Source organism: Nonomuraea sp. NPDC048881, from assembly GCF_040649795.1.
In the GTDB taxonomy this organism is placed as follows: Bacteria; Actinomycetota; Actinomycetes; order Streptosporangiales; family Streptosporangiaceae; genus Nonomuraea.
Window position 1 is genome coordinate 447,761 of the sequence record NZ_JBEZGC010000001.1, and the last position, 13,274, is coordinate 461,034.

Here is a 13,274-nt window from a genome sequence, read left to right on the forward strand (position 1 = left end):
GGTCTAGAGCCGGCCCGCGGCCTTCAGCGCCAGGTAGGCGTCCGCCAGCGCGGGCGCGATGTCCTCGGGCGGCGCGTCCACGACCTCGACGCCGTGCCGGCGCAGCCTGGCCGTGATGCGCCTGCGCGCGAGCTGGGCCTGCTCGGCCGCCGCCGCGTCGTAGACCTCCTCGGTGCTGCCGCGCCTGGCCGCCATGGCCGCCACCCGCGGGTCGGACACGCCCGCGACCAGCACCAGGTGCCGCGAGGACAGCTGCGACAACACCGGCATCAGGCCCTCGTCGAGCGCCGCCGCGTTGAGGTCGGTGAGCAGCACGACCAGGCAGCGCCGCTTGGCCCGGGACAGGACGGCGGCCACCATGCCCTGCCCGTCGGCCTCGACCAGCTCGGCCTCGATCGGCGCCATCACGTTGACCAGCGACGACAGCAGCTCGGTACGGGACGCGCCGCTCACCCACGCGCGCACCGCCCGGTCGTAGGCCAGGAAGTCGACCTGGTCGCCGGCTCTGGCGGCGAGCGCGGCCAGCAGCAGCGCCGCGTCCATCGACCAGTCGAGCCGCGGCCAGCCGGGGGCGGGCCGCAGGTCGGGACGTACCAGCAGCCCCGGGCCCTGCGCGGCGGCTCCGGCCAGGGGCAGCGGCGCGTCGCCCACCCGGCCCGCCGACGTGCGGCCGGTGTCGAGCACGATCAGCACGCGCCGGTCGCGCTCCGGCCGCCACGTGCGCACGACCACGTCGTTGCGGCGCGCCGTGGCCCGCCAGTCGATGGACCGCACGTCGTCGCCCACCACGTACTCGCGCAGCGAGTCGAACTCGGTGCCCTGCCCGCGCACCAGCGCCGGATGCCGGCCGTCGAGCTCGCGCAGCCGCGCCAGCCTGGACGGCAGGTGCTTGCGCGACAGGAACGGCGGCAGCACCCGCACCGACCAGGGCGAACGGTGGCTGCCCTGACGGGCGGCCAGGCCGAGCGGCCCGACCGAGCGCACGGTCACCGCCACCGACGACCGGTCCCCGCGCCTGGTCGGGTTGAGCGTGACCACGATCCTGCGCCGCTCGCCGCCCGGCACGTCGAGCTCGGCGATCCGGGGGACGGCCCCGGCCGAGGGCGGCCAGGCGTCCCTGATCCGGCCGCGCACCCGCCGGCGGCCCGGGTTCTCCACGATCAGCTCTACCGTGGCCGTCTGCCCCAGCCGTACGAGCGTGTCGCCAGAACGGTGGAACCGCAGGGGCCGCACGGCGCCCGCGAACACCAGGTCCACGATGATCGCGGCGGCCAGCAGCAGGCAGACCCCGGCCAGCGCGGCCCCGGGCTGCGGCGCGAGCAGCACGACCACGATCCCGGCCGCGGCCAGCAGTCCGGCGCGTCCCGTCAGAGCCATCGGCGCCTCCCGGCCGAGCCCGCCGCGGACCTCTCGCGTGCGTCGGAGCGGGCCATCAGCGCGGGACCGGGACCGAGGCCAGGATGCCGTCGAGCAGGCCGTCGGCGGTCGCGCCCTCCAGCTCGGCCTCGGGCCGCAGCTGGACGCGGTGCCGCAGCGCCGGCCTGGCCAGCGCCTTCACGTCGTCGGGCGTCACGTAGGGGCGCCCGGACAGCCACGCCCACGCCCTGGAGGCGGCCAGCAGCGCCGTCGCGCCCCGCGGCGAGACGCCGAGCTGCAACGACGCCGAGCTCCTGGTCGCGCGGGCCACGTCGACGATGTAGCCGAGCACCTCGGGGGCCACGTGCACCTGGGAGACCGCCTCGCGGCCGGCCGCCAGGTCCTCGGCCGTGGCCACGGGCTTGACGTCGGACAGGTCGCGCGGATCGAAGCCGCGCGCGTGCCGTTCGAGCACCGAGATCTCGTGGTCGCGCGGCGGCAGCGGCACGGTGAGCTTGAGCAGGAACCGGTCGAGCTGGGCCTCGGGGAGCTGGTAGGTGCCCTCGTACTCGACCGGGTTCTGGGTCGCGCAGACCACGAACGGGTCGGGCAGCGGACGGGCCGCGCCCTCCACGCTCACCTGCCGCTCCTCCATGGCCTCCAGCAGCGCCGCCTGCGTCTTGGGCGGGGTTCGGTTGATCTCGTCGGCGAGCAGCAGGTTCGTGAAGACCGGTCCCTCCCTGAACTCGAACTCGCTGGACTTCGCGTCGTAGATCAGCGAGCCGGTCACGTCGCCCGGCATCAGGTCGGGCGTGAACTGCACGCGCTTGAAGTCGAGCGACAGGGCCGCTGAGAGAGTGCGCACCATCAACGTCTTGGCCACGCCCGGCACGCCTTCGAGCAGCACGTGCCCCCGGCACAGCAGGGCGATGACGAGCCCGGTGACCACGGCGTCCTGGCCGACCACGGCCTTGGACACCTCGGCCCGCAGCGCGCCGAGCGCCTCCCTGGCCGCCTCGCCCGAGGGGGCCACGCGGAAAGTCTCCTCAGAGTTCACTGACCTGCCTTTCGATGGAGTCCAAGTACCCGGCCAGCGCGACGAGCCCGGCGTCGTCGGCCGGCGGCGGGCCGTACAGTGCGGCGCCGACCACCTGCGGGTCGTCGGCGATCCGTGCCGCCAGGGCCGCGACCAGCTCGTGCGGCCCGGCACCCTGGGCCAGGCCCAGGCGGGGCGTGAGCCGGTCGACCGTGCCGGCGCGCAGCGAGTCGGCGGCCCGCTGCCTGGCCCTCCTGGCGCGGTAGAGCCTGCCGCGGCCCTCGACCGTCTCGGCGGCCCGCACGACGACGGGCAGCCTCTCCGTGACCACCGGCCCGAGGCGGCGCCCCCGCCAGAACGCGACGAGCGCCACGGTCAGGCAGGTCATCAGGATCGCCCAGGGCACGCTCGGGGGCATCAGCTCGTACATCGATTTGCCCTCGGAGCCGGGCAGGTCGAGCGGGGGCGGATTGTCCGGGCGGACCAGCCAGGTGACGGGCCTGCCGGTGCCGACGAGGTTGAGCGCGAGGGCCGCGTTGCCGTCCTCGGGCAGGCGCAGGTTGGTCATGAACGCGCCGTCGCCGACGACCGTGGTGGTGGCGCCGTCGCCGGTGCGGTAGCTGACCAGGGAGTAGCCGTCGCCCGCGGGGTAGCAGGAGGCGGCGCCGGGCGGGCCGTTCAGCACCAGGCCGCCGACGTGCGCGCTGCCGGCCCGCGTGGCGGCGGGCAGTGCGCACCCGGGCTCGCGGGAGCGCACCCGCGACGGCTCGCGCTCGGTGCTCGTGCCGGGGGCCAGCACGCCGAGGCCGGGCAGGTCGCCGACGATCAGCCGGTCGCCGGGGATCTCGGCGAGGCGGTGCTCGTCGAGGTAGGTCAGGTCGGTGACCAGCAGCAGCCGGCCGCCGCCCGCGGCCTTGGCGGCGGCCGCCTCGACCGAGTCGACCCGGTCGACCTGGACGCCCCGCGCCCGCAGCAGCTCCGCCAGCGCCTTCGACCCGGCGAGCGAGGTGTCAGAGGGGTCGAGGAACCGCGAGGGGCCCCGCTGCGGGCCGAGCAGCACCGCGGCCACCGCGACCAGGACGACGACCAGGCCCAGTACGACGATCATGCGGCTCGCCCGCCAGGTGGAGCGGGCAGTGGGGGAGGTGGCGGCGGAGGGCCCGGCGGCCCCCGGCGCGGAAGTGGCGACCGGGGTGGTGACCGGGGCGGTGACCGGGGTGGTGTTCGCGCTCGGCGCGCTGCCGGCCGCGGCCGGCTCCGAGTTCCAGACGCTCACGACGGCCCGCCTCCCACGGCGAGCGGGACGGGCCGCGCCTGGCGCAGCCGCTCGTCCAGGTCGCTCATCGCCTGGTACGCGGCCTGCGTGCCGGGCACGCCGCCGTAGCTGACGTCGTCGAACGAGCGCGCGGCGGCGGCCAGCTCGGCGGCGAAGCCGGGCAGCGCCCTGCCCGCCTCGGCGGCCAGCTCGTCGGCCGTGCGGCCCGGCATGCCGTCCACCAGGGCGCGTTCCTCCAGGTCGCGGGCGATGGCGCGGAGGCGTTCGCGGATGGCCTGCGTCCATTCGCCCTCGGCGGCCAGGCGTTCGGCGGCCCTGCGGTGCTCGGCGGCGTTGAGCACACGCTCGCCGTAGAGGCCGCCGGGGGCCATGGCGTTCCGCCGGGCGGTCCTGCGCAGCCGCCAGCCGACCAGCATGATCACGCCCAGGATGATGAGCGTGATCACGACCGCGGCGATGATCCCGCCGGCCGGGCCGCCGCCCGTCACGGCGTCGGTCAGGTCGCCGATGAACTGGACGAAACGCCGGTAGAGCTGGTCGAACAGGGATTCCTTCTCGTATCCGGGCTTGAGGAGCTCCTCGGCCGCCTTGCGCGCCGCCTCCTCCCGGCCGACCGGGCTCACGACCGGGCTCACGACCTGGCTGAGTTGGACGGGTGCCAGAGATCGTCGGCCGAGGCGTGCACCCAACCCTGGCGCTGCTGCTCGATCGCCGCCGTCTGCAGCACGAGGTCGAACGCCTCGCCGCGCATGCGCCGGTCGGCGTAGAGCAGGCCGGAGACGCCGGCCTGGAAGGGATAGGCGAACATCGAGCTCAGCGTGGCGCCGGCGGCGATGAACACCGCCGCGACCACGGCCGAGCCCGGCGAGCCGCCGCCGAGCATGCCGATCAGCGTCCCGCCGAACGAGAACGGCACCGACAGCACCCCCGACACCAGGCCGACCAGCAGCGACGTCAGCAGCAGGATGCCGAGCACCCGCCAGAAGTCGCCGGTCACCAGGTGCCACGAGCGCCGCATCGCGTCGATCGGACCCCTGCCCTCCAGCACCACGGCGGGCGCGGCGAACGCGAAGCGCGTGGTGATGAACAGGTAGTACGGGATGAACAGCAGGACGAACAGCCCCATCACGCCGATGGTCAGCCCGACGCCCTCGGAGGAGGAGACGTTCATCGCCAGCGCCACCACGACCAGCGCGAGGACGATCAGGGGCACGACCATCATGGCGGCCATCAGCCCGACGACCCCGAACAGCGCCGGGAGCCGGCCCTTGCTGAGGTGCCAGGCCTCGGCGGCGGTGATGTTGCCGCCGAAGACGGCCCGGCCGAGGATGCGCGTCAGCACGCCGGTCAGCACCGTGACCACGACGAACTGGATCGCGTACGAGGCGAACATGCCGCTGTACTGGGCGACGAGGCCGTAGAAGCTGTCGAGACCGGCGGAGGCGGCCTGCGGATCGTCGAGGATGTCACCCATCGAGCCGAGCATGACCGCCTGTCCCACGGCCAGCGGCACCGCGCCGAGCAGGGCGGCGACGGCGGACAGGCCGAGCACGGCCTTGGGGTTGGACCTGATCAGCTTGATCGTGCCGTCGAGGATGTCGCCGAGCCCCAGCGGCCGCAGCGGGATGATGCCGGGCCGCAGCGCGGGCGGCGGCATGTAGCCGTATCCGGGCTGCTGGTAGCCGCCCTGCTGGTAGCCAGGCTGCTGATAGCCGGGCTGTTGGTGTCCCGGCTGTTGGTATCCGGGCTGGGGGTACCCCGGTTGCGGATGACCGGACTGCGGGTGGCCCGGCTGGGGGTAGGGTGGCTGAGGCCCCGGCGGGCCGTAGGGCGGCGGCTGGGGGGCTTCGCCCTGCGGCTCGTACGGTTGGCCGTACGGCGTCTGCGTGGGCGATCCCGGCGCGGTCCACGGTGAAGCCTGCGGGGCGCTGTAGGGCGGGGGCTGTTCGGCAGACCAGCCTGGGGGCGTCTCGGGCGTGCGTCCGTGACCGTCTGACATATCCCAATCCTGGCACGCTGGGCGGGTGGCTGGTGTCACCGAGGTGATTCGCCGGCTCATCTTGCCCTCATTTATCGGCGAAACGGGGCAAGGAAGGCAGCCGGGGATGGCCGAAAGTCGCTCCGTTACCGCAGACTGGGTTTGTGGTTGCCGGGGGAACCTAAAATTCGCCTTTCGTAGGGCTCATGTCCCACACATGGGCCGACCAAGGGTAACCTTCAGCGATCGTGCGGGTATGTCCCACAATGCGTAGAACGAATGAGGGGCCATGAAAGGTCGCGTGCTGGTCGTCGACGACGACGCCGCTCTCGCCGAGATGCTCGGCATCGTGTTGCGCGGAGAAGGCTTCGAGCCGTCCTTCGTCTCCGACGGCGACAAGGCCCTCGACGCGTTCCGGGATACACGCCCGGACCTTGTCCTGCTCGACCTGATGCTGCCGGGCGCCGACGGCATCGACGTGGCGCGCAGGATCAGGGCGGAGTCGGGGGTGCCGATCGTGATGCTCACCGCCAAGAGCGACACGATCGACGTCGTGCTCGGGCTGGAGTCCGGCGCCGACGACTACATCGTCAAGCCGTTCAAGCCCAAGGAGCTCGTGGCGCGGGTGCGGGCGCGGCTGCGCCGCACCGACGAGCCGACGCCCGAGATCCTGCAGATCGGCGACATCACCATCGACGTGGCCGGCCACTCGGTGAAGCGCGGCGAGGAGACGATCAACCTCACGCCGCTGGAGTTCGACCTGCTCGTCGCCCTGGCCCGCAAGCCGCGCCAGGTCTTCACCCGCGAGGTCCTGCTGGAGCAGGTCTGGGGCTACCGGCACGCCGCCGACACCCGGCTGGTGAACGTGCACGTGCAGCGACTCCGCGCCAAGATCGAGAAGGACCCCGAGCACCCCGAGATCGTCGTGACGGTCCGCGGCGTGGGCTACAAAGCCGGCCCCGCCTAGCCTTCGCCCCGCCCCGCCATGCCCCCGACCAGAAAAGCCCGCCGACGGACGATCCGCCAGATTCTCGGCGGCGTCCGCCGGAGGGTGCGCCGTGCGGCGGGCCGGGTGCGCAGCGTGTGGCGGCGCTCGCTCCAGCTCCAGGTGGTCACCAGCACACTGGTGATCTCCGTGACCGTCGTGGTCGTCCTCGGCACGTTCCTGTCCGACGAGATCAACCGGTCCGTGGTCGCGAGCAGCCAGCAGTCGTCGCTCAACGAGGCGTACGCCGACCGCCTGCAGATCGCCGACGCGCTGATCCCGCCCTCCGACGACGGCGCCAAGGCCCCCGACACCGACCAGAAGGTCAACCCGCTCGACGAGGTCATGGACACCGTCACCGGGTCGGGCGAGGACGGCTCCAAGAAGCGCTACGACGTCCTCATACTCAACGAGGCCAAGCCCGGCATGTCGCGGGCCTCGGGCCGGGTGGTGCAGGCCGACGTGCCCGCCTCGCTCCGGCAGCGCCTGCAGAAGTACATGAACCGGGCCGAGTACGGCAAGACCGAGATCCAGATCGAGTCGATCAGGTTCGCCGGGCAGAGCCAGGCCACGCTGACGTTCGTGGTCGGCGGCGTCGTGCACGAGCCCACGACCGGCCAGGACTACCAGGTCTACCACTTCTTCCCGTTCAGCGAGGAAGAGGAGCTGCTGTCCAACGTCCGGCTGGCCATCGTCGTGGTGGGGCTCGGGCTCGTGCTGCTGCTGGCCGCCATCGCGTACCTGGTCGCGCGGCAGGTCGTCACGCCCGTGCGGCTGGCCCGCCAGGCCGCCGAGCGCCTGGCCGCCGGCAAGCTGGACGAACGCCTCAAGGTGCGCGGCGAGGACGACCTGGCCCGCCTGGCGAACTCGTTCAACGAGATGGCCGCCAACCTGGCGCTCAAGATCCACCAGCTTGAGGAGCTGTCGCAGGTCCAGCGCCAGTTCGTCTCTGACGTCTCCCACGAGCTGCGCACGCCGCTGACCACCGTCCGCATGGCCGCCGACCTGCTGTACGACGCCCGCGAGGACTTCGACCCCATGGCCGCCCGCTCGGCCGAGCTGATGCAGGCCCAGCTCGAACGGTTCGAGTCGATGCTGGCCGACCTGCTGGAGATCAGCCGCTACGACGCCGGCGCCGCCACGCTCGACGTCGACTCCGTGGACATGCGCGACGTCGTCCACCGGGCCATCGCCGACTCCGAGGCGCTGGCCGAGCGCCACTCCACCCGCTTCGACATCCGCCTGCCGCACGAGCCGTGCATGGTCGAGGTCGACAACCGCCGCGTCGAGCGCATCCTGCGCAACCTGCTGTTCAACGCCATCGAGCACGGCGAGGGCAGGGAGATCGTGGTGACCGTGGGGGCCGACCGGGACGCCGTCGCCGTCGCCGTGCGCGACCACGGGATCGGGCTCAAGCCGGGCGAGGAGACGATGGTCTTCGACCGGTTCTGGCGGGCCGACCCGTCCAGGGCCAGGACCATCGGCGGCACCGGGCTCGGCCTGGCCATCTCCCGCGAGGACGCCACGCTGCACGGCGGCTGGCTCCAGGCGTGGGGGCAGCCGGGCGAGGGCTCGCAGTTCCGCCTCACGCTGCCCAGGCTGGCCGGCGCCGACCTGAAGGGCTCGCCGCTGTCGCTGGTGCCGCCCGAGATCGAGATGCGGCGCACCTGGCGCAGCCACATGACGCCGGTGCTGCTCCCGGCCTCGGGGGACGGAGGCGGCCATGAGGAGGACTAGACGGGTGGGCGCCGCGGTCGCCCTCGCCGCGGCCGTGGCCTGCGCGGGCTCGGGGTGCACCGTGATCCCGGTGAGCGGGCCGTACACGGTGAGCGACACCGGGGGCGGCGATCCGCTGAACAAGCCGTTCCAGCGCATGATCGCCGTCCCGCCGCGCGACGACTGGAACCCCGAGTACCTCATCAAGGGGCTCCAGGCGGCCATGGCGGCCTACCCCGACGACCCCACCGTGCTGGCCAGGTACCTGACGCCCAAGGCCCAGGCCAAGTGGAAGGCGTCCGGGCCGGTGACGGTGATCGAGGACGCGTACCAGGTGGACCCCCCGGGGGAGGGCGACGAGCCGGAGACGTACGGGCTCAAGGGCAAGCAGGTCGCCCGCATCGACCCCGACGACGCGTACGTGCCGCTGTCGGGGAACGCGCCCGAGCGGCTGTTCGTGCTGAAGAAGGACGCCCGGGGCGTCTACCGCGTCGACGACCTGCCGGACGGGCTGCTGCTCACCAAGTCCGACGTGGCACGGGCGTACCGGCTGACCAACCTGTACTACCTCAACAGCGCCCGCGAGCGCCTGGTCGTCGACCGGGTGTGCCTGCGGCTCAAGCCGACCGAGACCTTCGCCCAGACCATCGTCAAGCGGCTGCTCAAGGGGCCGAGCGGCGCGCTGCGCGGCGCCGTGGGCACCGTGTTCCCCGAGGGCACGCAGGTCGAGTCGGTCGGCACCGGCGAGGACCGCGTCCTGATCAACTTCTCGGGCCCGCTCCTGCCGCTCGACCTGGGCGAGAAGGCTGCCCTGGTGGCGCAGCTCAAGTACAGCCTGACCAGCAACAAGGTCGCCAACAGCCGCACCATCGAGGTGCAGGTCGACGGCGAGCAGTACTGGACCGAGCCGCCCAACCTGGAGGCCCACTGGCTGGACAACGGCGGCGGCACGCCGTACTACACCAGCAAGGGGTCCGTGCACGTCATGAGCCCCGAGGGCCCAGGAATCGCCGTGTCCGGGCCGGCGGGGGAGGGGAACACCGACTTCAAGGCGTTCGCGCTGTCCACGCAGCAGACCGGCGCGATCGTCGCGGCGCGCACCTCCACCGGCATCTCGATCGCCGGGCTCACCCCCGAGGGCCGCTGGCAGCAGGTCGTCGAGGGCGCCGACCTCACCGACCCCACCTGGCGCCGCGACGGCTCCCTGTGGACGTTCGACCAGCACAACAAGGTGGTCCTGCGGTACGACCCCAACGGCGGGCGCGGCCCCGAGCGCGTCTCCGCCCCCGGGCTCGACGGCCTCGACGTCACCGCGTTCCGGATCGCCAGGGACGGCGTGCGGGTGGCCCTGCGCACCGGCAAGAACACCGTGCAGCTCGGGGCGCTGAGCGAGGGGCTCAACGGGCCCATGCTCGGCAACCTCCAGACGCTGACCTCGACGGAGGTCGAGTACGAGATCGAGGACATCGCCTGGGAGGACGACGAGCACCTGCTGGTCCTCATCAAGAGCAAGGCCGGGCAGATCCTGAACGAGATCGACATCGGCGACGGCGAGACCATCGGGATCCCGCTGAAGGACCGGCTGGCGGGGGTGACGGCGCTGAACGGGCGGGTGCTCGCGGAGGCGAGCACCGAGAAGGGCCCCAAGATCATCGAGCTCAACCAGGACCGCCAGGGCTGGACCAGCAAGATCGAACCCAACGCCAAGAACCCGTTCTTCCCCCTGGGCTGAACCCGTCCCCCGGACCGCCTTCCGCCTGGGTTCGGTCGTTCCTGGACTGGTCCTCCGCCCGGACTGCGAGGGGCCCGTCCGCACGAACCGCCTCCCTTCTGGGAGGCGCGTGCGCGGAGCCGGGGGAACTGTCGGTGGTGGGGGGCATGCTGGGGGCGTGTTGGCGGGGGTGCTTGATGTGTTTCTGCCGCAGTCCTGCGTGGGCTGCGGGCGTGCCGGGGCGCGGTGTTGCGCCGAATGCGCGGCCGGGATGGCGGTCGCGCCCGCCAGGCGCGGGCCTGAGCCGGGCCCGCCCGGCCTGCCCGAGTGCTGGTCGGCCACGTCGTACGAGGGCGCGGCCCGCGCGGCGATCCTGGCGTACAAGGAGCGGGGGGCGGTGGGGCTGGCCGGCGTGCTGGCGCAGGTGCTGGCGTTCACCGTGCTCACGTCGCTGGACGCGGCGGCCGGGACCGGGGCCGGATGGGCGCGGGGGCCGTTCGCCGTCGTGCCGGTGCCGAGCGCGAGGAGGGCGCTGCGGGTCCGTGGGCACGATCCCATGGGCCGGGTGGCGGTGCTCGTCGCCCGTCACCTGGTCGCGTCCGGCGTGCGGGCCGAGCCGTGGGCGGCGCTGCGGCAGGCTCGACGGGTGGCCGACCAGGCGGGCCTGAGTTCCACGCAGCGCGCCGCGAACCTCGCCGGGTCCCTCTGTGTGGCCGGGCGCGTGAAAGGCCCTCCAGCGCCGTCTGCGGTGCTGCTGGACGACGTCCTGACCACCGGCGCCTCGCTCACCGAAGCCGCGCGAGCACTGCGCGCCGCCGGTCTGCGGGTGCCGTTGGCGGCCACCGTCGCCGCGACACGCCGAAGATCTTGAAATCGCTCTGCATCACTGTCGGTAAAGAAAGATCCAATTCTTGGGGACGTCTTGAAGAGGGGATGTCTCTTCCCGGGAACAAGAGGTGGCACAGCTCAGGCGGCCGGAAGCCGCGTGGCCGCAGGGGTTGGCGACCGCCGGCGCCGGAGTCATTCGGACGTCCGGAACTCCGGGAAAATCACGGAAAGTGATCCTTTGGCCGAGCCTCCGGCTGACATTCGCCCAGGATGCGGATAGCGTTCTGACATGGCACCCGTCCGGGTCCGTGGTTGCGCAGAGTCGGTGTCCCCGGCTCTGCTAGCCGAGGCCAGCCGCAGGCAAAACGGTCCACGTAAGGCGACTCTTTGTCGACCGATCACGGTGCGGCTTAGGGGTAAGTCCTGCCTTCCCGAGGGTCCAGATGTCCCTCGCCAGAAGAGAAGGGCAGTAGTGGCAACAGAGCTGCGAAATCCTCAGCAGGCGAATGTGGGGTCGAAGACCAGGTCGGCCGGACGGGTGCCACCCGAGAACCCGGTGACGTCGTGGCGGAAGAGGGTAGCGGTGACAGAGAGGCGGACAGGAAACCCCGTCCGGTACGCACATCGTCGGGCGCTCTTGCTCAGTCGTTAGACGAAGGGGGGCTGTTGCATGGACATCATCGTCAAGGGTCGGCACACAGGAGTGAGTGACCGGTTCCGAGACCAGGTGACGACCAAGCTGGCCAGGATCGAACGTCTGGACAACAAACTCATCCGAGTCGATGTGGAGGTGTCCAAAGAACGCAACCCTCGCCTCGCCGACCAGCGCGAGCGCGTCGAACTCACCATCCATTCGAAAGGCCCGGCCATCCGCGCCGAAGCCTCGGCCGACGACCGGTTCGTAGCCCTCGACCTAGCCCTCGACAAGCTGGAAGGCCGCCTCCGCCGGCTGGCCGACCGGCGCAAGGTCCATCACGGCAACCACTGCCCGCCCTCGGTGGCGGAGCTCACCGCGACGCTCCCTGACGTCGCCGGCCCGCCGTCCCGGGGAGCCAAGCCCGTCCCCGAGCCGGCCGAGTCCTACGAGGACCTGCCGGTGCAGGAGGACAAGCTCGACGACGACATCGTCCCGATCGAGATGGACGGCGACGGCCCGCTCGTCGTGCGGGAGAAGTTCCACAGAGCGGAACCCATGACCATCGACCAGGCCATGCTCGAGATGGAACTGGTCGGGCACGACTTCTACCTGTTCCGTGACAAGGAGAGCGGCCTGCCGAGCGTGGTCTACAACCGGCGCGGGTACAACTACGGCGTGTTGCGGCTCGTAGAGCCCTGATCGCACACCGGAAGATCTTCTCGACCACCCGAGGACCGTGCCATACGTGCCATCATGGCGGTCCGACGGCTCTGGCCCCCCGACGAGGAGGAGACGTGAGCGAGCTCAGTCAGGTTCAGATGAGCGAGCGAAGCGAGGGTACTGACGGGACAACCGCCATGCGGACCGCCGCTACGGCCCCGACCGGGCGTGACAGCGGAGCGGCCGTCCGATGAGCAGGTTCCCCGTGAGCAAGGCAGGCGCAAGTCGGACCGAGGAGGGCTCGTGACCGAGTCCGGCGAGGTCCGCACGGCAGACAGCGAGCCGATCCGCGTGCTGATCGTTGACGATCACGAGCTGATCCGGCGAAGCCTGGCGTTGACGCTGGCCGCGGAGCCCGACATCGAGGTGGTCGGTGAGGCGAGCGACGGGCAGGAGGCGGTCGAACTGGCCGATCGCCTCATGCCCGACGTCGCGCTGATGGACGTGCGCATGCCCCGGCAGGACGGGATCGAGGCGACCAAGAGCATCAGGGCGTCCGTCCCGAGCACCCGCATCATCATGCTGACGGTGAGCGACGAGGAGGAGGACCTCTTCGAGGCCATCAAGGCCGGCGCCACCGGATACCTGCTGAAGGACGTGCAGATCAACGACGTGCCCGCCGCGGTGCGGGGCGTGCACGAGGGCCAGTCCTTAATCAACCCGGCGATGGCCGCCAAGCTCATCAGCGAGTTCGCGAACATGAGCCGCAAGGAGGCCGAACGCCCGCCGCAGCTCCCCGTGCCCCGGCTGACCGACCGCGAGATGGAGGTCCTGCGCCTGGTCGCCAAGGGCATGAACAACCGCGAGATCGCCAAGCAGCTGTTCATCTCCGAGAACACGGTGAAGAACCACGTCCGCAACATCCTCGACAAGCTTCAGCTGCACTCGCGGATGGAAGCGGTGGTCTATGCGGTACGCGAACGCATGCTGGAGATCACCTGACCCTGGCGCGGGCATGTGCAGAGGCCGCCGGCCGCGCCCTCTGATCACGTGACGGTGGCGCAGGTGCGTGCGGTGCTTGCCGGTCGCGC

The 13,274-nt window shown here is 71.9% G+C and carries 11 protein-coding genes; 6 read left to right on the forward strand and 5 right to left on the reverse strand.

Features of this window, described 5'->3' with window-relative positions; translation table 11 throughout:
- Nucleotides 1-3: 3 nt before the first annotated feature.
- From AB0C33_RS02200 to AB0C33_RS02220, 5 genes are read right to left on the reverse strand one after another with little or no spacing between them, the layout of a single operon-like run.
- On the reverse strand, nt 4-1,377 hold the full coding sequence (locus AB0C33_RS02200; RefSeq protein WP_358282756.1) for a DUF58 domain-containing protein: 1,374 nt from the start codon (nt 1,375-1,377) through the stop codon (nt 4-6).
- Nucleotides 1,378-1,432: 55 nt separating this feature from the next.
- Complete coding sequence (locus tag AB0C33_RS02205; protein ID WP_358282759.1) at nt 1,433-2,389, reverse strand: MoxR family ATPase; 957 nt, start codon at nt 2,387-2,389, stop codon at nt 1,433-1,435.
- A gap of 13 nt (nt 2,390-2,402) precedes the next feature.
- A complete protein-coding gene (locus AB0C33_RS02210) occupies nt 2,403-3,668 on the reverse strand; it encodes a DUF4350 domain-containing protein (protein ID WP_358282761.1) in 1,266 nt (421 codons plus the stop codon).
- Complete coding sequence (locus AB0C33_RS02215) at nt 3,665-4,303, reverse strand: DUF4129 domain-containing protein (RefSeq protein ID WP_358282763.1); 639 nt, start codon at nt 4,301-4,303, stop codon at nt 3,665-3,667. Before AB0C33_RS02215 ends, AB0C33_RS02210 begins: the two co-directional genes overlap by 4 nt.
- Nucleotides 4,300-5,667, reverse strand: coding sequence for a glycerophosphoryl diester phosphodiesterase membrane domain-containing protein (locus AB0C33_RS02220; RefSeq protein ID WP_358282764.1), 1,368 nt, complete (start codon nt 5,665-5,667; stop codon nt 4,300-4,302). Before AB0C33_RS02220 ends, AB0C33_RS02215 begins: the two co-directional genes overlap by 4 nt.
- Before the next feature lie 268 nt (nt 5,668-5,935).
- On the opposite strand from AB0C33_RS02220, the gene mtrA reads away from it, so the two are divergent.
- The 6 genes from mtrA to AB0C33_RS02250 all read left to right on the forward strand — a co-directional run bounded on the left by mtrA (nt 5,936) and on the right by AB0C33_RS02250 (nt 13,185).
- Nucleotides 5,936-6,613 carry an MtrAB system response regulator MtrA gene (gene mtrA / locus AB0C33_RS02225; protein ID WP_043620615.1) on the forward strand — a complete coding sequence of 226 codons (678 nt, stop codon included), beginning with the start codon at nt 5,936-5,938 and terminating at the stop codon, nt 6,611-6,613.
- A gap of 84 nt (nt 6,614-6,697) precedes the next feature.
- Nucleotides 6,698-8,368 (forward strand): MtrAB system histidine kinase MtrB, encoded by a 1,671-nt coding sequence (mtrB, locus tag AB0C33_RS02230; protein ID WP_358282766.1) that lies wholly within the window; start codon nt 6,698-6,700, stop codon nt 8,366-8,368.
- Nucleotides 8,355-10,079, forward strand: coding sequence for an LpqB family beta-propeller domain-containing protein (locus AB0C33_RS02235; RefSeq protein WP_358282768.1), 1,725 nt, complete (start codon nt 8,355-8,357; stop codon nt 10,077-10,079). The genes mtrB and AB0C33_RS02235 overlap by 14 nt, the downstream gene beginning before the upstream one ends.
- A 250-nt stretch (nt 10,080-10,329) precedes the next feature.
- Nucleotides 10,330-10,929, forward strand: coding sequence for a ComF family protein (locus tag AB0C33_RS02240; RefSeq protein WP_358282770.1), 600 nt, complete (start codon nt 10,330-10,332; stop codon nt 10,927-10,929).
- Between the two features lie 627 nt (nt 10,930-11,556).
- Entirely contained in the window at nt 11,557-12,222 is a 666-nt protein-coding gene (raiA, locus tag AB0C33_RS02245) for a ribosome-associated translation inhibitor RaiA (protein WP_358282772.1), read from the forward strand.
- Between the two features lie 264 nt (nt 12,223-12,486).
- Entirely contained in the window at nt 12,487-13,185 is a 699-nt protein-coding gene (locus AB0C33_RS02250) for a response regulator transcription factor (protein WP_352326269.1), read from the forward strand.
- The last annotated feature ends 89 nt before the right edge of the window (nt 13,186-13,274 follow it).